21 protein-coding genes are annotated in these 23,022 nt (G+C 65.4%); 7 read left to right on the forward strand and 14 right to left on the reverse strand.

Annotation, left to right across the window (positions count from 1 at the left end; translation table 11 throughout):
- The first annotated feature begins 90 nt into the window (after positions 1-90).
- A complete protein-coding gene (locus VLI63_RS12070; protein WP_409157081.1) occupies positions 91-525 on the forward strand; it encodes a VanZ family protein in 435 nt (144 codons plus the stop codon).
- Between the two features lie 164 nt (positions 526-689).
- Here VLI63_RS12070 and mfd read toward each other — a convergent pair whose 3' ends face one another.
- Positions 690-4,340 carry a transcription-repair coupling factor gene (gene mfd, locus VLI63_RS12075; protein ID WP_409157082.1) on the reverse strand — a complete coding sequence of 1,217 codons (3,651 nt, stop codon included), beginning with the start codon at positions 4,338-4,340 and terminating at the stop codon, positions 690-692.
- Between the two features lie 727 nt (positions 4,341-5,067).
- Here mfd and VLI63_RS12080 point away from each other — a divergent pair.
- Positions 5,068-5,820 carry a hypothetical protein gene (locus VLI63_RS12080; protein WP_409157083.1) on the forward strand — a complete coding sequence of 251 codons (753 nt, stop codon included), beginning with the start codon at positions 5,068-5,070 and terminating at the stop codon, positions 5,818-5,820.
- Between the two features lie 104 nt (positions 5,821-5,924).
- On the opposite strand, the gene pth is transcribed toward VLI63_RS12080, so the two are convergent.
- The 8 genes from pth to VLI63_RS12120 form a co-directional block, all read right to left on the reverse strand.
- Positions 5,925-6,518, reverse strand: a complete 594-nt coding sequence (gene pth / locus VLI63_RS12085) for an aminoacyl-tRNA hydrolase (protein ID WP_409157084.1) — start codon at positions 6,516-6,518, stop codon at positions 5,925-5,927.
- 32 nt (positions 6,519-6,550) lie between these two features.
- Positions 6,551-7,186, reverse strand: coding sequence for a 50S ribosomal protein L25/general stress protein Ctc (locus VLI63_RS12090; RefSeq protein ID WP_409157085.1), 636 nt, complete (start codon positions 7,184-7,186; stop codon positions 6,551-6,553).
- A gap of 224 nt (positions 7,187-7,410) precedes the next feature.
- Entirely contained in the window at positions 7,411-7,923 is a 513-nt protein-coding gene (locus tag VLI63_RS12095) for a gluconokinase (RefSeq protein ID WP_409157086.1), read from the reverse strand.
- Between the two features lie 120 nt (positions 7,924-8,043).
- Positions 8,044-9,138 carry a substrate-binding domain-containing protein gene (locus VLI63_RS12100; protein ID WP_409157087.1) on the reverse strand — a complete coding sequence of 365 codons (1,095 nt, stop codon included), beginning with the start codon at positions 9,136-9,138 and terminating at the stop codon, positions 8,044-8,046.
- Between the two features lie 173 nt (positions 9,139-9,311).
- Positions 9,312-10,418, reverse strand: coding sequence for an ABC transporter permease (locus tag VLI63_RS12105; RefSeq protein WP_409157088.1), 1,107 nt, complete (start codon positions 10,416-10,418; stop codon positions 9,312-9,314).
- On the reverse strand, positions 10,415-11,917 hold the full coding sequence (locus tag VLI63_RS12110; protein ID WP_185201422.1) for a sugar ABC transporter ATP-binding protein: 1,503 nt from the start codon (positions 11,915-11,917) through the stop codon (positions 10,415-10,417). The genes VLI63_RS12105 and VLI63_RS12110 overlap by 4 nt, the downstream gene beginning before the upstream one ends.
- Positions 11,914-12,705, reverse strand: coding sequence for an IclR family transcriptional regulator (locus tag VLI63_RS12115; protein WP_185201423.1), 792 nt, complete (start codon positions 12,703-12,705; stop codon positions 11,914-11,916). The genes VLI63_RS12110 and VLI63_RS12115 overlap by 4 nt, the downstream gene beginning before the upstream one ends.
- A 6-nt stretch (positions 12,706-12,711) precedes the next feature.
- Positions 12,712-13,635: an SMP-30/gluconolactonase/LRE family protein gene (locus VLI63_RS12120; protein ID WP_409157089.1), complete on the reverse strand. Its 924-nt coding sequence runs from the start codon at positions 13,633-13,635 to the stop codon at positions 12,712-12,714.
- 249 nt (positions 13,636-13,884) lie between these two features.
- On the opposite strand from VLI63_RS12120, the gene VLI63_RS12125 reads away from it, so the two are divergent.
- Together VLI63_RS12125 and VLI63_RS12130 are read left to right on the forward strand one after the other, a co-directional pair.
- Positions 13,885-14,823 carry a sugar phosphate isomerase/epimerase family protein gene (locus VLI63_RS12125; protein ID WP_409157090.1) on the forward strand — a complete coding sequence of 313 codons (939 nt, stop codon included), beginning with the start codon at positions 13,885-13,887 and terminating at the stop codon, positions 14,821-14,823.
- On the forward strand, positions 14,823-15,740 hold the full coding sequence (locus VLI63_RS12130; protein WP_185201425.1) for a D-isomer specific 2-hydroxyacid dehydrogenase family protein: 918 nt from the start codon (positions 14,823-14,825) through the stop codon (positions 15,738-15,740). Before VLI63_RS12125 ends, VLI63_RS12130 begins: the two co-directional genes overlap by 1 nt.
- Before the next feature lie 34 nt (positions 15,741-15,774).
- On the opposite strand, the gene VLI63_RS12135 is transcribed toward VLI63_RS12130, so the two are convergent.
- From VLI63_RS12135 to VLI63_RS12145, 3 genes are read right to left on the reverse strand one after another with little or no spacing between them, the layout of a single operon-like run.
- Positions 15,775-16,821: an L-idonate 5-dehydrogenase gene (locus VLI63_RS12135; protein WP_409157091.1), complete on the reverse strand. Its 1,047-nt coding sequence runs from the start codon at positions 16,819-16,821 to the stop codon at positions 15,775-15,777.
- Positions 16,822-16,866: 45 nt separating this feature from the next.
- Positions 16,867-17,634 carry an SDR family oxidoreductase gene (locus VLI63_RS12140; protein WP_409157092.1) on the reverse strand — a complete coding sequence of 256 codons (768 nt, stop codon included), beginning with the start codon at positions 17,632-17,634 and terminating at the stop codon, positions 16,867-16,869.
- Entirely contained in the window at positions 17,631-18,467 is an 837-nt protein-coding gene (locus tag VLI63_RS12145) for an IclR family transcriptional regulator (RefSeq protein ID WP_185201428.1), read from the reverse strand. The genes VLI63_RS12140 and VLI63_RS12145 overlap by 4 nt, the downstream gene beginning before the upstream one ends.
- Before the next feature lie 102 nt (positions 18,468-18,569).
- Here VLI63_RS12145 and VLI63_RS12150 point away from each other — a divergent pair, with 102 nt between their 5' ends.
- Together VLI63_RS12150 and gndA are read left to right on the forward strand one after the other, a co-directional pair.
- Positions 18,570-19,484 (forward strand): NAD(P)-dependent oxidoreductase, encoded by a 915-nt coding sequence (locus VLI63_RS12150; RefSeq protein WP_409157093.1) that lies wholly within the window; start codon positions 18,570-18,572, stop codon positions 19,482-19,484.
- Between the two features lie 46 nt (positions 19,485-19,530).
- The gene (gndA, locus tag VLI63_RS12155; protein WP_409157094.1) at positions 19,531-20,982 is read left to right on the forward strand and encodes an NADP-dependent phosphogluconate dehydrogenase; all 1,452 of its coding nucleotides are present in this window, start codon (positions 19,531-19,533) and stop codon (positions 20,980-20,982) included.
- A 50-nt stretch (positions 20,983-21,032) separates the two neighbouring features.
- Here the strand turns inward: gndA and VLI63_RS12160 are convergent, their stop codons facing one another.
- Positions 21,033-22,118 carry an alpha/beta hydrolase fold domain-containing protein gene (locus VLI63_RS12160; protein ID WP_409157095.1) on the reverse strand — a complete coding sequence of 362 codons (1,086 nt, stop codon included), beginning with the start codon at positions 22,116-22,118 and terminating at the stop codon, positions 21,033-21,035.
- 89 nt (positions 22,119-22,207) lie between these two features.
- On the opposite strand from VLI63_RS12160, the gene VLI63_RS12165 reads away from it, so the two are divergent.
- Positions 22,208-22,579 carry a hypothetical protein gene (locus VLI63_RS12165; protein ID WP_409157096.1) on the forward strand — a complete coding sequence of 124 codons (372 nt, stop codon included), beginning with the start codon at positions 22,208-22,210 and terminating at the stop codon, positions 22,577-22,579.
- Here VLI63_RS12165 and VLI63_RS12170 read toward each other — a convergent pair.
- Positions 22,576-22,998, reverse strand: coding sequence for an ACT domain-containing protein (locus VLI63_RS12170; RefSeq protein ID WP_409157097.1), 423 nt, complete (start codon positions 22,996-22,998; stop codon positions 22,576-22,578). The two genes, VLI63_RS12165 and VLI63_RS12170, sit on opposite strands and share 4 nt — an antisense overlap.
- Positions 22,999-23,022: the final 24 nt, after the last annotated feature.

Consider the following 23,022-nt stretch of genomic DNA (forward strand, 5'->3'; position numbering starts at 1 on the left):
CCACGCAACGATTTGAGTCTCGACACGACCGCTCGATCGACCTGCACGACAACCCGGCAGGCCGCAAGCCAGCTTCACTAGGCTTCCCCCATGCTGCGAGGCCGAACCCGACGACTTCTCGCCCTCGCGAGCGTGGCGTATGTCGCGGCGTGCCTCGTAATCGGATTCTGGCCGTCTCCCGTCGACCGATCCATCGATGGTTCGCTCTTACACGTGCTCGCGTATCTGCACTCCATCGGGGTTCCAGATGTCGTGGACTATAGGTTCATCGAACGTACAGCGAACGTGCTGCTCTTCGTGCCGCTCGGGGCCTTGGCTGCGGCGCAGCTCAGACGACGGCACTGGTGGATCGCGGTCGTGGCGTGCATCGCGGTCTCGGGGTTCATCGAAACCGGCCAACTGCTAATGCTCCCGGCGCGTTGCGCGAGTTGGATCGACCTTCTCGCCAATTCAGTGGGCGCCGCCATCGGCGTCAGCATCACGATGCTGTTGCGACGGCGCACTCTCTACACCACCAGCCGGTGAAGCGCTCGAGCATGACGAGTTCGCGCGGAGAGCCGCAGGTGTCGCACGGCGGGCTCGACGGGAGGTCGTCGGTGTGCTCGACGGCTCGGGGTTCGGGAGTGGTCATTGTCGGATTGTACGGCGGGTCTCGATACGGTCGCTGAGCGACCTACTCGACCAGCGACCTACTCGACCAGCGGAGCATCCACCTTCAGCTCGGCGCCGAAGATGGCGACCAGCAGTTGGCCGGTCCACTCGATGAGGTCGGCATCGGCCAGCGGGATGCCCTGGCGCACCGGCAGCGGAACCGATACCGAGTGCGTCTGGGTGAAGTAGCGGGCTCCCGGGAACATCCGCTGAAGCCTGATCTGAATCGAGTCCAGCAGCTCCATGGATGCCACGCGCAGGTTGCCGCCGGCCGTGACAACCTCGGAGAGGCCGGCCTTCTGCGCCATCCGCCGCAGCCGCGAGACGGCGATGAGGTTGAGCACCTGGATGGGCGGCTCGCCGTAGCGGTCGGTGAGCTCCTCGAGCACGCGATCGATCGAATCGGCGGATGCCGCGGGCGAGGACGCCGTCGACAGCTTCTGGTAGGCCTCGAGGCGCAGGCGCTCGCTCTCCACGTATTCCTCGGGGATGTGGGCATCCACCGGCAGTTCGAGGCGGAGTTCGGTCTGGCCCTCCGCGACCTCGCCGCGGAAGGTGGACACGGCCTCGCCGATCATGCGCAGATACAGGTCGAAGCCGACACCGGCGATGTGACCGGACTGCTCGCCGCCGAGCAGGTTGCCCGCGCCGCGAATCTCGAGGTCCTTGAGAGCGACCTGCATTCCCGCACCGAGCTCGTTGTTGGCGGCGATCGTGGCGAGCCGGTCGTGCGCGACCTCGCCGAGCGGCTTGTCGGCGTCGTAGAGGAAGTACGCGTAGGCGCGCTCCCGGCCACGACCGACCCGACCGCGCAACTGGTGCAGCTGGCTCAGGCCATACTTGTCGGCTCGGTCGATGATGAGGGTGTTCGCGTTGGCGATGTCGAGGCCGGTCTCGATGATGGTGGTGGAGACCAGCACGTCGAACTTGCGCTCCCAGAAGTCGACCATCACCTGCTCGAGCACGTGCTCGGGCAGCTGGCCGTGAGCCACGGCGATACGGGCCTCCGGCACCAGCTCGGCGAGTTGGGAGGCGACGCGGCTGATCGACGAGACCCGGTTGTGCACAAAGAACACCTGACCCTCGCGCAGCAGTTCACGACGGATGGCAGCCCCGACCTGCTTGTCGTTGTAGGGGCCGACGAAGGTGAGGATCGGATGCCGGTCCTCCGGCGGTGTCGCGAGCGTCGACATCTCGCGGATGCCGGTCACCGCCATCTCGAGCGTGCGCGGGATGGGCGTCGCGCTCATCGCGAGGATGTCGACGTTGGTCTTCAGCTTCTTCAGCGCGTCCTTGTGCTCGACACCGAAGCGCTGCTCCTCATCGATGATCACGAGCCCGAGATCCTTGAGCACGATGCTGGGGCTGAGCAGGCGGTGGGTGCCGATGACGACATCCACCGTGCCATCCGCCATGCCCTCGATCGTCTCCTTCGACTCCTTGTCGGTCTGGAACCGGCTGAGCGCGCGCAGGTGCACGGGGAAGCCGGCGAAGCGCTCGGCGAAGGTCTCCATGTGCTGCTTCACCAGCAGGGTGGTGGGCACGAGCATGACGACCTGCTTGCTGTCCTGCACGGCCTTGAAGGCGGCGCGGATGGCGACCTCGGTCTTGCCATAGCCCACGTCGCCGGAGATGAGGCGGTCCATCGGGATCGGCCGCTCCATGTCGGCCTTGACCTCGTCGATGGTGGTGAGCTGATCGGGGGTCTCCGCGAAGGGGAAAGCCTCCTCCAGCTCGCGCTGCCACGGGGTGTCGGGCGGGAACGCGTGCCCTCGGCTCGCCATGCGGGCCGAGTAGAGCTTCACCAGTTCGACGGCGATGTCGCGCACTGCCTTGCGGGCGCGTCCCTTTTGGGCCGCCCACTCGGATCCGCCCATCTTGCTGAGCGCGGGCGCCTCTCCCCCGACGTAACGGGTGAGCAGGTCGAGCTGGTCGGTGGGAACGTAGAGCTTGTCGTTGGGGTAGCCGCGCTTCGAGGGCGCGTACTCGACCAGCAGGTACTCGCGGTTGTTCTTGACCGCGTTGCGTCCGCCGGTGGAGACGGTGCGCTGCACCAGCTCCGCGAATCGGCCGATGCCGTGAGTCTCGTGCACAACGAAGTCGCCAGCCTTCAGCTGCAGCGGGTCGACCACGTTCTTGCGCCTACTGGCGAGTTTCTTCACCTGGCGGGTGTCGTAGCCGGCGGCCCGGCCGTAGAACTCGCTCTCGCTGAGCAGTGCGAACTTGGTCTCCGGCAACTCGAAGCCGTGCTCGACGGATGCGCAGAGCAGGTACGCGACGCCCGTCTCGGTCTCGGCCGGGAACTCTTCCACGATGCGGGCGGCGAAACCGTGCTCGCCGAGGGCCTCCGCTGCGCGCTCGACCAGGCCGTGGCCGGCGGCGACGACCGCGACGGTCCAGCCATCCTTCAGTTTGTCGCCGACATAGTCGATCGCCCCGTCGGCCTGACCCTGGAAGGTGGGAACCGTGGTGGCATCGATGCGGATGTAGTGGTCGCCGTCGCGGAGCTCGGAGGTGGCGGAGGTCTCGGTCGCGGTCTCGATACGCTCGCTGGCGCTCGCCGCTCGACCAGCGGGTTCCGCGGCTCCACTGTCGAAGGAGCTCAGCGTCCACCAGTTGCGCGCGCCCGCGGCATCCCTCAGCGCGCTGACGCTCAGGAAGTCGCCCGAATCGAGGTCGATCGGCGCCTCGGCTCCCGCGGTCGCGGCATTCCACGCAGCGCTGAGGAACTCACGGTTCGTCTCGACGAGGCTGACGGCGCGACTCGCGACCCTTTCCGGCGCGAGAACCGCGATCGCGGCATCCGTCGGCAGGTAATGAGTGAGCGGCACGAGGCGGTCGGCGAGGGCGGGTGCCAGCGACTCCATACCGTCGACCGGGATGCCCTCGCTGATTTTGGCGAGCATCTGGCTGAGGCTCGGGAACTCGTGCTGCATCTCCCGCGCGCGCTGCTTGACAGCCTCGCTGAGCAGGAGCTCGCGGCTCGGCGGGAGCTCGACAGTGGGGATCGGCTCGTCCATCGAACGCTGGTCGGCGACCGAGAACTGGCGGATCTGCTCGACCTCGTCCCCGAAGAACTCGACGCGCCAGGGGTGCTCCGCCACCGGTGCGAACACGTCGAGGATGCCGCCGCGCACCGCGAATTCGCCCCGACGGGTGACCATGTCGACTCGGGAATATGCCAGGTCGACCAGCTGACGGCTGATGCCTGCCAGGTTGTAACCGCGCCCACCGGCGGAGAGGGCGAGCGGCTCGATGCTGGTGAGGTTGTCGGCGAGGGGTTGGAGCGCGGCACGCACGCTCGCGACGATGACCAGGTCGCGCCGCGGGGCATCCTGCCAGCGCTGCATGGTGCGCAGGGCATGGATGCGCTTGCCAACGGTCTCGGCGCTCGGGCTCAAGCGTTCGTGCGGCAGGGTCTCCCAGGCGGGGAACTCGACGACCTGGGCATCCGGCATCACGCTGGCGAGCGCCGAGCGGAGCGACTCGGAATCACGACCGGTTGCCACGATAGCGAGCAGGGCCTGAGGCGCGTTCGCCTTGTCGCCTCGAGCCTTGAGCAGAGAGGCGAGCAGCGGGGCGCGGAGGCCGTCGACCAGGGAGAAATCTGCGCTGCGGGAGCCCCAGGAGACGGCGTTTTCGAACGTGTGGGCGCGCAAAAGCGCAGAATTCAAGCCCGAAAGTATCACTTGATGGATTCTACGCTCGGGGGGTGACAGGGGGCTGTCCTTGCTCGCTTCACGCGGCAGGCATCCGTCGCAAAGGGTCGTCGGGGGGGTTCCCGAGCCCATCCGTCGCAAAGTGTCGCCACTGGGGGGTGCCGACAACCGATAGTGACGGGCGGAGGCGGGTTCGACGGTGAGGCACTCCCGAGCCCGGGCCCACCCGTCACAAAGAGTCGCCACTGGGGGGTGCCGGGGACCGATTGCGACAGGCGGAGACGGGTTCGTCGGGGACGCCCTCCCGAGCCCGGGCGCACCCGTCACAAAGTGTCGCCAGTGGGGGTGTCGGCAACCGATAGTGACGGGCGGAGGCGGGTTCGACGGTGAGGCCCTCGCGAGCCCGGGCCCATCCGTCGCAAAGTGTCGCCACTGGGGCTGACGGCAACCGATACTGACGGGCGGAGGCGGGTTCGACGGTGAAGCCCTCCCGAGCCCGGAACCATCCGTCACAAAGTGTCACCAGTGGGGCTGCCGGCAACCGATAGTGACGGGCGGACACGGGTTCGACGGTGAGGCCCTCCCGAGCCCGGAACCATCCGTCACAAAGTGTCACCAGTGGGGCTGCCGGCAACCGATTGCGACGGATGGCGCCCGGTTCCAGTGACACCTTCCCAAAACCCCACAGGCCTGGGCCCTTACATCGCCCGAACACATCCCGTACTCGGCGACAACGTTGCAGTGGTGAGGTGACGTCATGGTGACATCGAAGAAGCCCTCCCCCAGCGAGTCCAGGCCTGACGAGAATGACGCAGCAGCTCAGCCCGCCGCCGACACGGCACCGTTTCCCGAAACAGCGGCCCTCGCTGAAACCCAGCCGGTTCCCGAGACAGCGGCCCCCGGTGATACCCAGCCGGTTCCCGAAACAGTGGCCCTCGCTGATACCCAGCCGTTTGCCTCCGCGCAGCCGCACCCGGAGGCCACCCAGCCGCTCGGCCCGACCGAGCGACGCTCTCCCAGCGACAGCTCGGGAGTTTCAGGGGTGACTGTCCCGTCATTCGTGGGGCGTCATCCGCTCGCGCTGGGCATCACCGCCGCGGCGCTCGCTGTCGTGGTCGTCGCCGGGATCACGGCCTGGGGTGTCGGTACCGCGGTCGCCGCCTCGTACCAGACCGTGGGATCCGCGGTGGTGGCGCCGACGGCATCCGGTCGCCCTGTGGCCGGGGCACGAAAGCCGGTCAGCCACACGGTCGTTCGCGGAGAGATCGCGGGGATCGCGGGCTCTAGCTGGACGATCACGACCAGGGCCGGCGCGACTCAGCACGTCACCGTCGGATCGGCAACCCACTACGGCACGCCCAAGGTCCCGGCTACGCCGTCAGACTTCGTTGTCGGCACAGCGGTAGTCGTCGTGGAGAAGTCGGGCGACGGCGGCAAGACCGCGGTACGGGTGGTTACGGCACGAGCTGGCGGGCAAGAGCCGGCGACTACTGCGACGCCAGGAACCTAAGGCCGGGATCTCGATACGCTCGCCGAGCGAGCTACTCGATCAGCGGCGACGAGGCCGGGATCTCGATACGCTCGCAAAGCGAGCTGCTCGATCTCCGCGGCGCACTACTCGGCCGTCGGGGCGGTGTGGAAACGCAGTTGGGCCGCGACGAGGCCGTCGTGGGCGATCGCCTCCACGGCGTCGGCCGCATCCGTCAGCAAGTTGGGGAGCACGGCGCGCTCCGTCGACCCGAAGTCGCGCAGGACGAAGTCCGCAGCCGACTGGCGCCCGGGCGGACGCCCGATGCCGACGCGCACACGAGTGAAGTCTCCCGTGCCTATCGCCGAGATGATGTCGCGAATACCGTTGTGGCCGCCATGACCGCCACCGAACTTGATCTTGAGCTTGTCGAACGGAATGTCGAGCTCGTCGTGAACGACGATGAGTTGCGCTGGCTCGATCTTGTAGAAATTGAGCAGAGACGCGACCGGACCGCCGGAGAGATTCATGAAGCTGTTGGGCTTGGCGAGTACGAGCCGCGGGCCCTCGAGCCCGGTGCGCCCCTCGGCGACCGTCGAGTTGGTCTTATGCGAGCGGAAGGATGCCGAGGCGCGGTCCGCGAGCTCGGCCAGAACCATCTGACCGACATTGTGTCGATTGCTGGCGTAGTCGGGCCCGGGGTTGCCGAGCCCGACTACGAGCCACTGAGTGGAGTCCATGGACCGCTACTGCAGGGTGTTGGTGAGTATTACTACTCTGCGGCAGCTTCCTCGGCGGGGGCTTCCTCGGTCTCTTCGACCTCGGGGGTCTCGCCCAGGTCCTGCTCGACCGGGATGCTGATGGCGACCACGAGCACCTCGGGATCGGTGACGAGCACCGAGCCCTCGGGCAGCACGACATCCTTGGCGAAGATCTGGGTGCCGGCTTCGAGTCCCTCGACGTCGACGACGACGTTCTGGGGGATGTTCGTGGCCAGAGCCTCGATCGTGATCGACTTGGCGTCCAGGTCGACGGCGGTTCCGGAAACCGGCTCGCCCGAGACGTGAACGGCGACGTCGACCTCGACGCGCTCGCCCTTGCGCAGCACGATCAGGTCGATGTGCTCGATGATCTGGCGAAGCGGGTCCTTCTGCACGTCCTTGACGAGGGCGAGCTGGTTGGCTCCACCGTCGAGCTGGAGGTCCAGGATGGCGTTCGCCTTGCGCAGCAGGAGCGCGACCTCGTGGGCCGGAAGGCTCACGTGCTGCGGCTCGGTGCCGTGACCGTAGACGACCGCTGGCACCTTGCCGGCAGCGCGAAGCTTGCGAGCGACACCCTTGCCGAAGGTGGTGCGGGACTCCGCCGAAATCTTGTTGGTGAGCTCTTTATGAGCCTTCTTCTCAGACATTTTTCTCCTTGGCGGACCTTCTGTGGTTCAGCACAGTGCCCGCGTCTATTGGTTTCCACTCGAACGCATCAGCGTGAGGAAAGACTTGGGGCTGAAAGCAGCCACGTGCCCGATCCACCGCGTCGATAACGGATGCATGACATCCCTCGCCGAAGTACAGCTTGAGAGTTTACACGGATCGCGCGGCTGCGGTGGACGGGTCTCGATACGGTCGTCGGAGCGACCTACTCGACCCACGGGCTCGCCGGAGCGACCAGCATCCGCACCACCGACTCGACTGTCGGGTGGTCGTCGAGCGAGACGCGAACTCCCGGCTCGTCTGGAGCGAGGGGTTCGAGAGTTGCGAGCTGCGAGTCGAGCAGGGACGCGGGCATGAAGTGGCCCTCACGATGCTGCACGCGCGACTCGAGCAGCGTCCGCGACCCGTCGAGGAAGACAAACCGGGTGGCGGGAGCGGCCGCGAGGATCGCCTCCCGGTACACCCTCTTGAGGGCCGAACACGCGATGACGAGACCATCCGGCGCCGCGGACAGTTCCGCGCCGACGAGCGCGAGCCACGGCATCCGGTCGTCGTCGGTGAGTGCAATCCCCGACGCCATCTTCGCCACATTCGCGGCCGGATGCAGCGCATCCGCGTCTTCGAAGCGAACGCCGAGACTGTCAGCGAGGGCTTCCCCGACTGTCGATTTTCCGGATCCGCTCACCCCCATGACGACGATAAGCGGTGACGTGTTCATGGGTCGACCCTATTCGCTCGGTTGTACGGAGTTGCGGCACGTCCATCGTCAGTCGCCATTCCCGTGCGACCGCGCAGAATGGCCCGCCTTCGCAGAGCGAGACGGGCCATTCGCACAGGACTACTTGCCCCAGACCTTCAGGTACACGTCACGGAACCCACTGGCGGGATCGAACACGTCACCCGAGGGCACGTTTTGTTTCGTGATCAGACCGGGTGCCGCCACGAACGTCGAGGGCTTCTCGCCGGCAAAAGCGCGGTTCACCTCGTCGATGAGCTGCCACCCCTGCAGCGGGATGGGCTCGGCGACAGTTGCGGCCTGGTAGCTGTCGCTGCGGATACGCTGCATGTCTGCGGCGTCACCGTCGCCAGCGCCGATGGACTGCGGGGGTCCAGCGGCAGCGATTCCCGCGTCTTTCAGAGCACGGGATGCCCCACTGAAGTAATTGCCGTTGACAGCGAGCAGGTACGTGAGCTTCTTGCCATTTTGCTGCAAGAGGTTCGAGACGATGCCGGGCATACGCTGGTCAGCGGTCGCGATCGGGGAGTCCTGGAAAGAGAGGACGCTGCATCCCTTACACGCCTTGATGTATGCCTCCATCGCGCGGGCTTTGGTGACGGCGAGCTCGTACTGGCCGTCCGTGAATACCGCGACCCCCGCCTTGCCGTTCGAGTTCGCGACCGCATAGGCAGCAGCGAGTTGTGCGACGACGAGCGGGTCGGTTCCCACGTTCGTGACGAGCCCGTTGCCCGGCCCGGTGAGAACGCCGGCGTGCCATCCGATCACGGGGATTTTTTCCGAAGTGGCAGTGGTGATGGCGGGAGCCTGCTCCGTCGGGTCGAGACCACCGAGGATGATCGCGTCCGGCTTGGACGTGATCGCCTGGTTCATCGCATCGGTGTTGCCCTGCGGGGTTCCGTGGCCGTCGTAGACGCTCACGGTCCAGCCGATCTTCGCGGCGGCTTCCTGCACTGACTTACCCATCGCGTTGTGACCGCCGTTGGCAAGGTCACCCGCGACGTACGCGATTTTCGCGCCCGGCTTTTGAGCCTTCGGGCCTGTGGAGGGAGGCGTGAACCCCTCCGATGCAGTGAGGCTCTTTTCTACGAGCGCCTTCGAGAATGCGACCGGGTCACCCTTGGGGAGGATGGAGTCGAATTTGCCGTCGCTGGATCCACCGCTCGCCGACGGCGATGCCGAATTCTGACTCGACACACTCGCACTCGAGCACCCTGCGAGTGCGAGCATCGGCACAAGGGTTACTACGGCGACGGCGATAGAGAATCGCCTATTTTTCAGCTTCATTGCTTTCCTGTCTCTTGATGGTGCCCCGACCCGCTGCTGCGGCCGGAGGGAGTGAAGTTCTGCGCTGTGTTACCGGTACGGGCTCACAGGGGTGGCGGCGAGGCGGTGGTACCGACCGAGGTTGCTGGCGACGGATCGCCATCCACCGGTTTTTTGTTGGGCGGTGTGGCCTCAGCTCGCGCTACCCTCTTCCGGCTCGTCACCGACGCGATCGTGATCGCGGCGACGAGCGTCAGGCCGTTGAAGAGCGGTTCGAGGTAGAACTGTCCGGGGATGAGTTGCTGCAGGCCCGAGATACCGATGGTCGCGATCGTGACGCCGATGATCGTGCCGAGCGCGTTCATCCGCCCCGGGCGGATCGTGGTCGACCCGAGGAAGGCTGCCGTGAGGGCGGGCAGAAGGAACTCGGGTCCGATGTTGGACTGCACAACGCCGTTGGAGCGGGAGGCGATGAGTACTCCCGCGATCGCAACCATCACGCCAGAGGAGACCATCGCTCCGACAACATACTTACGGCGCGGAACGCCGGTCAGCTCTGCTGCGCGGGGGTTCGCGCCGATCGCATACAGGTAGCGTCCGATCGGGAAGTATTCGAGCAGCACGAAGATCACGAGACCCAGTACCAGTGCGATAACGAAGGTCCCCGGCAGCGGTCCCGCCGACCACGCGGCGAGCTTGTCGAACGCAGCGGCCCGCTGGCCGGCCGAATCGGTGATCTGACGGCCCCCGGTGATCCAGAACGTGATCGCGAAGATTACCTGCCCGGTCGCCAGGGTGGCGATGAACGCGTCTACCTGTGCAAGTTCGACCAGCAGCGCGTTCAGCAGTCCGATCAGCGCTCCGCCAACGAGACAGAGGAGTATCGACAGGCGGTAATCGACGCCCAGGAGTTGCAAATTCAACGCCATGACCTGCCAGAGGCCCGCTCCATAGCCGATGGAAAGGTCGATCTTTCCCGCGATCATCGGAATCGTCACGGCAAGGGCCAGGATCAGGAGAATCGACTGAGATGACGCCAGCAGCTGGAAATTGAGCAGCGTGGCAAAGGTGTTGGGCCGCAGAATCGCGAAGATCACGAAGAGGATGGCAGTGAGCACGACGAGCCCGTAGGTAGTGGTCAACTGCCGGTACCACGGTGTGCCGCGCGGCGGTTCGAGCGCCGTCGAACGGACGGACGTATTCATCGTCATGATGTGTGCTCCTCAGTGAGTGTGTGGAATTCAAGGCCCGATGCTGCGGCGACGAGATTGGCTATGGTCAGGTCTGCTCCGCTGAGGCTCGCTGTGGGCTGGCCCCTCTCCATCACGATCGCCCGGTGGCTGATCTTGGCGACCTCCTCCATGTCGGTGGAGACGACGACAACCGTTGTTCCGGCTCTCGCGGCATCACGCAAGAGGCCGTAGATGTCCGACTTCGCTCCGATGTCCACGCCCATGGTGGGTTCTTCGAGAACCAGGATCTTGCGTCCGGCACTCAACCAGCGCGCGAGGATCACTTTTTGTTGGTTGCCGCCGGAAAAGGTGTCCAGTGACAGTTCGGTATCGGCAGGGCGGACCCCGAACGCGCGAATCTGCTCGAGCGCCTCTTTGCGTTCGGTCCCCGGCCAGAAGAACGAGAGTGCTTTTCGCCCCCAGATGGAAGGGTTGAGGAAGAGGTTCTCGCGCACGGTCAGGCCGGACGCCACAGATTCGGTCTCTCGGTTGGACGTGGCAAAACCGATGCCCGCTTTGACCGCGCCGTAAGGGCTGCCGAACCGCGCGGGTGTTCCATCGATCGACAGCGCGCCCGAGTCGATCTTTATCGCCCCCGCAATGGCACGACCGATCTCGTCCTGGCCCGCGCCACGTAGTCCGCAGATCGAGATGACTTCTCCGCGTGGTGCGACAAGGTTCATGGGACCGACATCATTCACCCGCACATCGGCGAGTTCGAGCCGGGGCTCAACGCCGGGCTCTTCGAAAGTGATTGTCGATACCTCATGGCCGACGATCAGCTCCACGAGTTCGGTGTGAGACAGTCCATGAACTGATCGCTCGGCGACGACAGCGCCACTTCTCATCACCACGGTTCGCGTTGAAATCTCATACACCTCGTCGAGGCGGTGCGAGACATAGATCATGCCGACGCCGGTGTCTCGCAGCCTTCGAAGAACTGTGAAGAGGCGCTCGACATCCGCCGCGGGAAGGGATGCGGTCGGCTCGTCGAGCACCAGCAGCTTCGGGTTCGAAACGAGACCTCGCGCGATTGTGAGCAGGCTGCGCTCGGTGCGCGGCAGATCGAAAACACGAGCGTCAGGGTCGATCCCTCCCCCCACGAGGTCAAGGATTTCGCGCGATCGGCGGCGGAGCTCTTTCATGTCAACGAGACCGAATCGGCGCGGGTACCCCAGGGTGATGGCCATGTTCTCGGCCACAGTCATCCAGTCGATGAGACCGAGATTCTGGTGGATGAAAGACATCTTCGACCTCGTGCCGGGAGTCGACAGGTCACTGCCCGAAAGGAGCATCCGCCCGCTATCGGGTTTGTACACCCCCGCCAACATCTTGATCACCGTCGATTTGCCGGCACCATTTTCACCGAGTAGGGAGACGATTTCGCCCTGTTCTACGGTGAACGACACGTCTCGAGCGGCGCGTGTCGCGAAGAAGGTCTTGTTGAGGTTTTCCACGCTGAGAAGTGAGGTACTCATAGTTGCTCCTGATCGCTCAGCCCGCGGGCGAGGATGGAAAGTTCGGATGCCAGTCGTGAGCGCATGTCTCCGGTGGCCCGGGGAGCGAGCAGTGTGGCGCTCACCGCAGCGGGCATGCCTTCTGAGACGAATGCGACCGCCACACAGGTGACGCCCACCACCCCTTGCTCGTCATCTATCGCGTACCCTCGCTCCCTGATCTGCATCAGATCGGCGTGCAACGAGTCGACACTCCGATGCGAACGGACAGTAGGTCGCGGGAGCTCGCCGATGGTGGCGAGTCGGGTATCGAGTTCGAGATCCGAAAGGCTCGCCAGCATCGCCTTACCGAGACCCGTGACGCCGGCGGGAGCCCGACTTCCGACGGCCGCCAAGAATCGAACCGGCTGAGTACCGCCGTTGCGAGCGAGGTAGATCACATCCGTGCCGTCGAGTACGGCGAGCAGAGTGGTTTCGCTGTGGAGCGTTGTCAGCGCCCGCGGGATGTGACCGAACTCGGCCACCATCGTGCTCGAGGCGAGCATCGAGCGGCTCAGCTCCAGCATCCGGTAGCTCAGCACCCAGCCGTGCTCCCCTCTCCTGACCATGTGGGAGGCTTCGAGACTGACAAGCAGGTTGAAGACGGAGGATTTCGCAAGATCCAGGTGAAGCGCGATGTCGCTGATCGTCAACGGCACTCGCCGGTCGCCCATGTGGGAGAGGATCAGGCCAGCTCGAAATGCGGCGGGTGACGGGGTGCTGGAGGCGGTATCGGTGGCGACTGCGGGTCGCGCGGGGGTCAAGGTCATCGGGCCCTACTTTCGTCGCCAGAGTGCGGATGCGTCTGTGGTGCGAGTACGAATCCGGTACAGGCTCGTAGTGGCGGTGATGTAGAGATCCGAGCCGTCGGCGCCGCCGAAACACAGATTGCTGACTACCTCGGGCACGGCGATGGTTGCGAGGTGATCGCCCGCCTGGGAGAAGATCTGCACTCCCGAGTCGGAGGAAGTCCAGACTCGCCCGTGCTCGTCGACGCGAAATCCGTCGGGAAGACCCGAGTGCAGACTCGCGATGGTCCGGCCGTTTTTGCAGGTCCGACCGTCGATGGTGTCGTAGGCGCGAATGTGACGATTTCCACCTCCGCCGCTCGCGCGGGCGGCAGAAGTGTCTGACACGTAGAGAATCGACTCATCCGGCGAGAAGGCAAGGCCGTTGGGTTCTTCGATATCCGCAATCACGACAGTCACTGAGGCGTCGCTGGGATCGATCCGGAAGACGAAGTTGTCGCCGTACTCGCGCTCCCCTGGATGACCCTCTCCGCTCACCTGTATTCCATAGGGCGGATCTGTGAACCAGATCGAGCCGTCGGAATGAACGACCACGTCATTTGGGCTGTTGAATCGGCGCCCCGCCCAGGCTGCGGCGATAGTGGTGACGGTGCGACCGTCGTCGCGTTCGATCGCCCGCGCGCCATGCGAGCACTGCACGACTGCCCCGGTTGCATCGGTCGTTCGCCCGTTGGTGAAACCGACACCCGCACGATAGACGCTCGTGGTGTTGGTGCCCGGATGGAATTGCATGATTCGGTCGTTGGGGATGTCGCTCCACCGCACGCTCTGGTCACCGGCGATCCAGGCAGGACCTTCCGCCCAGACGCATCCGCTCGCCAATTTCTCGAGCGTCGCTCCGGGTGCGAGAAGCGACGCGATCATCACATCGCCACCTACGCTGGCGCTCATCTGAAACTCTCCATCGGGTTCCCCATGTCTTTACTGTCGGCAGTCACTCAAACACTCGCGGCAACGGCAGACAAGACTTACGTTCAACTGGCTGAACGCAGGGCCGAGAGATTGGGGAATTTTCCGCTCAGAGTTCAGTCTGTTGAACAAATGCCAATGATGGAACCGGAATGTTCCATAGAGTTCTGGCGGTCGCGTTGGTAAAACGAGCGCGAGACAGCACCACTCGGGTAAGGGAGCCAGGGATCTATGACAGCTGTGGATGAGTCGATCGTGGGCAGCGTACTCGCGCTGTGCACCCAGACCCCCGGTGCCCGGCGCGGCGCCGGGCCGATGAGTTGGCGCAGCGAACTCCGACGACTGAAACGCAGCGGTTTCAGCCGGGTGGATCTGCTGGACAACTGGCTCCCCTTCGCGAACTTGACGGCCAGCGAGGTCGATGATCTCGGAAGCATCCTGGTGGATCTTGGCCTCGCGGCGCCCTGCTTGGGCACCTCTCGCCGAAGTCTCATCGATCCGGAGTTCGGCGAAGAGAACCTCGAGTACACCCTGAAAATCTTGGAGGTCGCGCACCGGCTCGGGCTCCGAAGGGTGGGCGTGGGATTTCATCCCGCTCTCGTAGACGCGCAACGACAGTCCGCGCAATTCTGGGAACACGCGGGTCGGGCGGATGACCGCACCGAGGAGAACTGGGATGTTGCGGCCCGGCGTGTGGCGGTGGTCTGTGATGCGGCCGCGGAGCTCGAGATCGACCTGAACATCGAACTCTACGAAGACTCACTGCTGTGCACTTCCGAGGATGTGGCTCGGCTGATGGCCGCCGTGGATCGCCCGAATTTCGGGGTGAACCCCGACCTCGGAAATCTCGTGCGATCCGTCACTCCACTCCGCGAATCCTGGCTCGGTACCCTTCGGGGATGCCTGCCTCACATGACCTACTGGCACCTCAAGAATTACACTCGGTCCACGCTGGCGCCGGGTGGTCCCTTCGCGGTCGCACCGACGGCGCTGGGGGACGGCACCATCGACTATCGACTCGCGGTCACAGAAGCACTGGCGGCGGGCTACAGCGGCCCGATGGTGGTGGAGCACTATGGCGGAGACGCCCTGTGGATGCAGGAGCGGAGCGCCGAATATCTTCGTCGCCTCGTGGACGAGTTGCGGAACGACGAACGGGAAGAGCAGTGATGAAAGCAATCGACGACGTCAGGGTCTATGTCGGACCGAATCAGCTGCCCGATCTCGAGGAGGCTGTGGTTCGAGGCGGCGGCCGGGTCGTGCCACTCGCGGAAGCGAATGCGATCGTCTATCACGGATCAGACGATGCCCGCGAAGTCGTCGACATGATCAGCGAACGGATCCTCTGGATCCAGCTGCCGCACGCCGGAGTCGAGCGTTGGACCCAACCGGGATACATCACGGCAGAGCCGGTCTGGACGAGTGCCGCCGGCGCTTACTCGCCACAGGTGGCCGAACATGTGCTCGCCCTCATGCTTCTCGGGGCAAAGGGCCTACACATCCTTGCTCGTGCGACCGAATGGACGTCGAAGAACACCCGGTCTTTGGCGGGGAGCACTGTCGCCATCATCGGAGCGGGGGGCATCGGTCAGGCGCTCGTCACCTTACTGAAACCATTTGACTGCGTGATCATCGCGGTATCGAATTCGGGCCCGTTCCCTGGCGCGGAACGCACGGTTCCGCGCGACCGGTACCGGGAAGTGCTGCCCGATGCCGACTACGTCGTACTGACCGCTCCATCGACATCGGAGACGCGAGGAATGATCGGCGCCGCCGAGCTGGCAGCGATGAAATCGGGCGCCTGGCTCATCAACGTCGCGCGAGGAGATCTCGTGGTCACCGACGAACTCGTTGCGGCGCTTGGCGCTGGCGAGATCGCAGGAGCGGCTCTCGACGTCACCGATCCAGAGCCGTTGCCCTCCGATCATCCCTTGTGGCGGCTGCCAAACGCGTTGATAACACCGCACTCGGCCAACCCGGAGGACGCCTACTGGCGCACCCTCGCGAAGCGTGTGGAAGAAAACGTGCGCCGGGCGAACCTGGGAGAGCCCCTTCTCGGGGTGATCGATCCGGCTGTCGCGGGCTGACGGCCTGGTCGCGGGCCGAGCGCGGGGCCGCGACTCAGAATCTCAACAGCACCTTGCCCGAGACCGCTGGCTGGTTCGCGATCGTGAAGGCCTCAAGGGACTCCTCGACCGGGAACTCGTGTGTGACGACGGATGCGACGTCGAGAGATCCATCGGCGATCGCCGCGATCACCTCGTCGATCTCGTTGTTGAAACGGAAGGATCCGACCAGGTCGAGCTCCCGGGTGATCGCGAGTGAGATGAGTGCGGGCTGCTCCCCCGAGGGCAACAGCCCCACCATGACGACCCGGCCGCCGCGGGTCGTGCCACGCATGGCGCTCGCGAGTCCCCGAAAACTGCCGGACGATTCGATCGCGATGTCGGCGTCCACGGCGGCAATCGCGTCAGCGTCCGTTGCAAGAAGTGTGCGTGTCGCGCCGACAGCCGTCGCGATCGCGAGTGGGGTTTCGAACATGTCGGTGGCGATGACCTCCGCGGCCTCTGCTCTGCGCAGCACCGCGATGATCAGCAGTCCAATCGGACCGCTTCCGGTCACGAGCACGCGCTTTCCCTTCACCTCACCCGCGCGCGACACAGCATGCCAGGCCACACTCGCCGGCTCCACGAGTGCGGCGTCTCGCAGGGACAGGCCCGTGGGCAGCTCTCGCAGCATCCGACTGTCGAGCACGACGGTCCGCGCGAACGCGCCGTCGGTGTGCGGAAATCGGGCGGCACTGCCCAGATAGGTGCACCCCGGGGAGAGATTGGGTCTGTTCTCGGGGTAACGGCTGCCGTCGCCGGGTCCGGGGGTGGCCGGGTGGACCGCGACGGAGGCTCCGATCCGTGGTCCGGATCCGTCGGCCGCGGCGACTCGCACGGTGCCCACGACCTCGTGGCCGAGAACCATGGGGGCCTTCAGGATGGACTCCCCCGCTGCCCCGTGCGTCCAGTAGTGCAGATCCGATCCACAGATGCCGCCGTAGGCGATGTCTACCACCGCCTGATGCGCTTCGGGCCGTTTCAACGCAACAGGCTCGATCCGAAGCTCGTCTTTCGCGTGGGCGACCACGCCGAGGGCGGTTTCTGGAAGGTCCGTCGTCATGTTCTCTCTCTCGATATGGGTCTGGCGCGAATAGGGGATGGCAACTCAGACCACTGCGGTCATGCCGCCGTCGACATAGAGGACCTGGCCGTTGACGAAATCTGATGCTCCGGACGCGAGAAACACGACCGCGCCGACCAGATCTTCGGTATCGCCCCACCGTCCGGCTGGAGTGCGCGTGCGCACCCACTGACTGAAGGTCTCGTCGTCGACGAGCGCCTTGGTCAATTCGGTGGCGAAATACCCTGGCGCGATCGCATTCACCTGGATGCCGCGTGGCCCGAGGTCGGCGCACATCCCCTTGGTGAGCATCGCGATGCCCCCTTTTGTCGCGGCATAGGCGGCGATTCCCGGGCGGCCGAGCTGTGATTGCACCGAGCCGATATTGATGATCTTGCCCGATCCGGCGTCGACCATACCTCGAGCGATCCTTTGGCCGACAAGGAAGGCACTCGTCAGGTTCGATGCGACAAGTTCGTTCCAGTCGCTCAGCGCGAACTCGGTGAACGGCGCGCGGCGCTGGATTCCGGCGTTGTTCACCAAGATTTGCACAGACCCGACCGAGGATTCGATCTCGCTGATTCCATCACCTACGGCGGCGGCATCGGTCACATCGAAACGGGCAGTCGCGACCTCTCCCCCCGATTCCGCCAGCACCGTCTCCCTGGCGGCGTCCAGAGCCTTTTGGTCGCGCCCGTGCAGCACGACGCGGGCTCCCGATCTCGCGAGTCCGCGAGCGAGAGTCAGACCGATGCCGCGGCTGGATCCCGTGACGAGGGCGATACGGCCGGTCAGGTCGAATAGTGCGGTCATTGGAACTCCTCGGTGGTAGTTCGATCTGCGCTGGTCAGGTCATCCTCGTGCCGGGGGTGGACGAGCACGGGACGCGAAAGTTCGGCGGATGCCTGCTGCAGCGCCCGGAGCACCCTCTCTCGCTCCCCGAGCGTGTCACTCGGATGCACGAGGGAGACTCCGATCGCGAACGACGGCTCATCGGCACGGGTCGAGGGCACGAGAGTGGCCAGGGCGAAGACGCTGGGGTGAACTTCGCCATCGTCGACCGCGTACCCGTTTCGGCGGGTGATTTCCAGCTTCGCCTGCAGGGAAGCCAGGTCAGAGGTCGACCGGTTCGTCAGACTGACGAGATGGCTCGGCTCGCGAAAGAGCGCCTCGATCCGCGCGGGTGAGAGCTCGGCCAGCAACGCCGTTCCCACGGCAGTCGCCGATGCCGGGTAACGGTCGCCGACGCTGGCGGAGAGCGGAAATCGCTCTCTGCCCTCGTACACGGCGAGATAGAGCGAGCGCACCCCGTCGAGCATGGCTATCTGAACGAGCTGGCGACTCAACACCTCGGACTCCTCGCAGATGCGATAGAACTCGCGTATCTGGTCGAAGCCGGCGAGATAGGCACTGCCGAGTTCGACAGAGCGACGACCGAGCAGGAATCCTCCCGCCGTGCGACGGATGAGGCCGCCCTCCTCGAGGGAGGCGCAGAGATTGGAGGTGGACGACTTCGCGATCCCGAGTTCGCGGGCGATGTCGCTCAGAGGCTTCGGGCGCCCCGGGGAGGCTGCGAGCAGATCCAGAATCCGGATGGCTTTCTGCACGGCCGGTGCCAGTGCACCCTTCTCCTCCGCCTCCCGCATCGCCGCTCTTCCCCTCAATGAATCACGCCCTCTGTCATGAGGATTCGGGTTAATCTTAGCGATCTATCCATTCTGATGAACAGTGTTCTGTATGCTGTTTTCATGACTCAGGTGCCTGGAAAGTCCGTCCGAGCTGAGCAGTCCGTGGGATTGATTGGCCTCGGCAAGATGGGGCTGCCGATGGCGTTGAACTACCTGAAGGCCGACATCGGATCCCTCCGCGTCACCGGGCGGTCTCGAGATCGCGCCGCCGATGCCCTCGAGGCGGGAGCAGAGTGGGTAGCGACCCCCCGGCAACTCGCCGACGCCTGCTCGATAATCATCATCATGGTGCCCGACATGCCTCAGGTAGAAGAACTCCTGTTCGGCCGGGACGCGGTATCGAGCTCCGAATCGAGCGCCACCGTCGTGGTGTGTTCGTCCGTGTCGCCCATGGGAATCCGCGAGGTGGCAGAGCGCTTGTCCGTTGCCTCGAGCGGACGGATGAAGATCGTCGACGCACCGGTATCCGGCGGCACGGAGGGCGCCATCGCCGCAACCCTCTCGATCATGGTCGGGGGTGACAGTCACAGTTTTGATCAGGTGCGCCCGGTACTCTCGACCTTTGGCACGCCCGTGCATCTCGGGCCTCTCGGCTCCGGCGACATCGCCAAGGCATGCAACCAGTTGATCGTCGCGGCGACTATCTCGGCCATCGCGGAGGCCAGTGTCATCGCAGAGCGGTCCGGCCTAGATATCGCTGCGCTGCTCTCCCTCCTCGAGGGTGGATACGCCGGAAGTCGAGTGCTCGAGGCGAAGAAGCAATTGATCATCGACGGCGACTACAGACCGACGGGCATCGCTCGCTACATGGTCAAAGACCTCGGATTCGCCGCGGCGGCAGCGTCAGCGACTGGCACGATGACTCCCGTTCTCGACGTGCTGCGGGGATCCTTCGATGGGCTGGTATCTGCCGGTCTAGGGGATCTCGATCTCGCGGTCATGCACCGTTACGTCCAGTCGCTGCCCCGCGACTGAAAGCTACTGTTGAGCTAACTGTTCGTTTTTCGCAAGGAGAGAGCCCGTGCCAGAGAATTCAGCCGCAAACATCGGAGTCGTCGGGCTCGCCGTCATGGGGAGCAATCTCGCCCGCAACCTCGCGAGCCGCGAGGGCAACACCGTCGCCGTGTTCAATCGCAGCCACGAGAAGACCGACACTCTGCTCTCCGAGCACCCCGAAGCGAACTTCATCGGCGCCACGAGCTACGCCGAGTTCGCCGCCGCCCTCTCCAAGCCCCGCGCCGCCATCGTCATGGTGCAAGCAGGCAGGGGCACGGACGCGGTCATCGACGAACTCGTCAAGGTCTTCGAACCCGGCGACATCATCGTCGACGGAGGCAACTCGCTTTTCACCGACACCATCCGCCGCGAGAAGGCCGTGCGCGAGACCGGCATCAACTTCGTGGGCGCCGGCATCTCCGGCGGCGAGGAGGGCGCCCTTCTCGGCCCGTCGATCATGCCCGGCGGATCCGACGAGTCCTGGGTGACCCTCGGCCCGATCCTCGAGTCGATCGCCGCGGTCGTCGACGGTGAACCCTGCGTCACGCACGTGGGTCACGACGGAGCCGGGCACTTCGTCAAGATGATCCACAACGGCATCGAGTACGCCGACATGCAACTCATCGGCGAGGCCTACGACCTCATCCGCCGCGGCACCGGCAAGACCCCGGCGGAGATCGCCGACATCTTCGCCGAGTGGAACACCGGCGAGCTCGAGAGCTACCTCATCGAGATCACCGCCGAGGTGCTGCGCCAGGTGGATGCCGAGACCGGCAAGCCCCTCGTCGACGTGATCCTCGACCAGGCGGGATCGAAGGGCACCGGCGTCTGGACGGTTCAGACCGCACTCGACCTCGGCATCCCCGTCTCCGGCATCGCCGAAGCCGTCTTCGCCCGATCCGTGTCGTCGAAGCCGGCCCAGCGTGCCGCGGCCGCGGCGCTGCCCGGACCGACGGCATCCCCGGTCGAGGACGTCGACGGCTTCATCGAGGGCGTTCGCCAGGCGCTCTACGCCTCGAAGGTGATCGCCTACAGCCAGGGTTTCGACGCGATCGTCGCCGGTGCGGAACAGTACGACTGGGACATCAAGAAGGGTGAGATCGCCAAGATCTGGCGCGGCGGCTGCATCATCCGCGCCCGCTTCCTCAACCGCATCACCGAGGCCTACGCCGAAGACCCGACGCTGGTCTCGTTGGTCACCGCCCCGTTCTTCACCGACGTGGTGGCGAAGGCGCAGGACTCCTGGCGCAATGTGGTGGCGGATGCCGCGCACGCGGGCATCCCGGCACCGGTGTTCGCCTCCTCCCTCGCGTACTACGACAGCCTGCGCGCCGACCGCCTGCCCGCCGCGCTCACCCAGGGCCAGCGGGACTTCTTCGGCGCACACACCTACAAGCGCATCGACAAGGAGGGGACCTTCCACACGCTGTGGAGCGGTGACCGCTCCGAGATCGAGTCGGAGGGCAGCTCACACTAGGTCGGGCAGTGCCGGCGGGCGCAGCCGACGCTGCGCGGTGAGGGTCGACGCTACAGGCTGCGCGCGAAGTCGCGAACGTGCGCGACCGATTGCGCGTAGACATCCGGAAGCGCCGACCGGAAGAGCTCGTCGCCGAAATGGCACACACCGGCAACGGTGCGCTCCACCACGGTGACCCCCGCCTCGCGGAGGGTGCGCGCATAGGCGATACCCTCGTCGCGGCAGGGGTCGAGTTCGTTGACCGAGATCGCGTGAGGTGGCAGCCCCCGCAGGTCAGAAACTGTCGCGAAATACGGCCAGGCGAGCGGATTGTGGCGGTTCGACCGACCAGGGTCATAGAGATCCCTCAGGATGCTGTTGAGTGCATTGCTCATGAAGTAGCCGTCGTTCTCGTTGAGCGACGGCAGCTCGGCGGGATTGTCTTCCGCGAGCCATTCGTAGAGCCCCGAGATGAAGGGCACCGAGGCGTAGACGCCATCGACGACCTGGACTCCCTCCCGACCGGCGCGGATGCACGCGGCGAGAGCGAGATTCGCCCCACCAGAATCACCCTGGAGCACCAGAGACGAGATGCCGAGTTCTGCACGATGGGCCGACACCCAGTTCACCGCGGCCGTGACGTCGTCGAGACCCGCGGGGAACGGATGGTGCCCGGTCTCATCCACCGCGTTCCGAAACCCGACCCCCACCACGACGAGGCCGGCAGCCGCGAGCTCGTCGCGCCAGCGCGTGTACACGGAATTGCCCGCACTGAGCATCACCATTCCGCCGCCGTGGACATGCAGGATGCCGGGCAGCGGCCCGGACTCCTCCGCGGGCCGATGCACTGAGAGGACCAGCTCCCCTCCGTGAGGACCCGGGATGACCCGGGTCGAGCGAACGACGCCGGTGACGGGCGGGAGCTCGGTGAGGAGCGCATCGAAGAGGGCCTCGAGGCGAGACTCCGCCCGTCGGCTGAAGGCGAGGCGGGCGTCGAGCGGGTCGTTCGGGGAGATGCGGGGTGGGGAGGTGCGCTCACCGAGCCGGAACGGCGCCATCGCGGCGAGCATCCGCGGGTCTGAGCGAGGGTCGGTGGCGAGGGTGCTGTCGGGATCGCCGAGCCGCCCGGGTCGCGGCGATGGGGAAGGTGTCGGCATTGACGGGTCTCCAATTCGATCTGCGGGGTCGATGCACGATACCGCGCGGGCTCCGCAATCGACCGGGACCGTGACAAGATCGAACCGCCATGAACTACGACGACGAGCCCGAACTGGCCGGCTACGTGCCGACCGAGGGCACCCCGCGCCTGCGGAGGATGAGGTTCGTGCTGCGCATCGTGGTCGTGGTGGGCATCGCCTGCCTCGTGCTCCCCGGAATGCTGACGACGATGTCCGTGGCCGCCGCCACCGCGCAGGAGGCCTGCACCGCGTGGGTCGCCTACGAGGCACCCGAGGCGACCGGGGCATCCGCCCGCTTCGAATTCTTCGGCACCGGCGGACCCGGATGGCAGTGTTACACGGTCGGGGCATTCGGTGGAGAAAAGAATGTCGCCTCGCTGGGGCTCATCCCGATCTCGCCGAAGATGTCGCCGGTGCCCCTTCCCGGCAAGAACGCCTAGCCCTCCTCGCGGGAGAGTTCGCGCAGCACCGCCATAGCTTGTTCCGCCTGGTGACCGGGCACGAGCAGGTGGTCGTGGTGGAACCCGGCGAGCACGTTGCTGCTGATGCCCGCCTCCGCGAGCGCCACCGAGATGGTGGCCGTGAGCCCGACGGTCTCGAGCGAGGAGTGGGCGGTCAGGGTGATCCAGCGCGCCACGAAGTCGTAGGGCAGAAACTCCGCGTCGGCATCGCGGCGCCGCAGCACCACAGTGGTGCCTTCCAGTTCGACGATCGTCGCCATGGCGTCCAGCTGCGAGGCACGATCCGGCTGCACCGAGACGAATACGAACTCACCCGGATGCAGCCGGGGCTCGAGCGAACGGAGGATGGTGGGCACATGGGTTGTGCCCCATGACGATGCCCTGTGTGATCCGGCCATCCCAGCACCATATCCCGTCGGGAC

The sequence above is a fragment of the Lacisediminihabitans sp. H27-G8 genome (genome assembly GCF_046156175.1).
Lineage (GTDB): Bacteria > Actinomycetota > Actinomycetes > Actinomycetales > Microbacteriaceae > Lacisediminihabitans.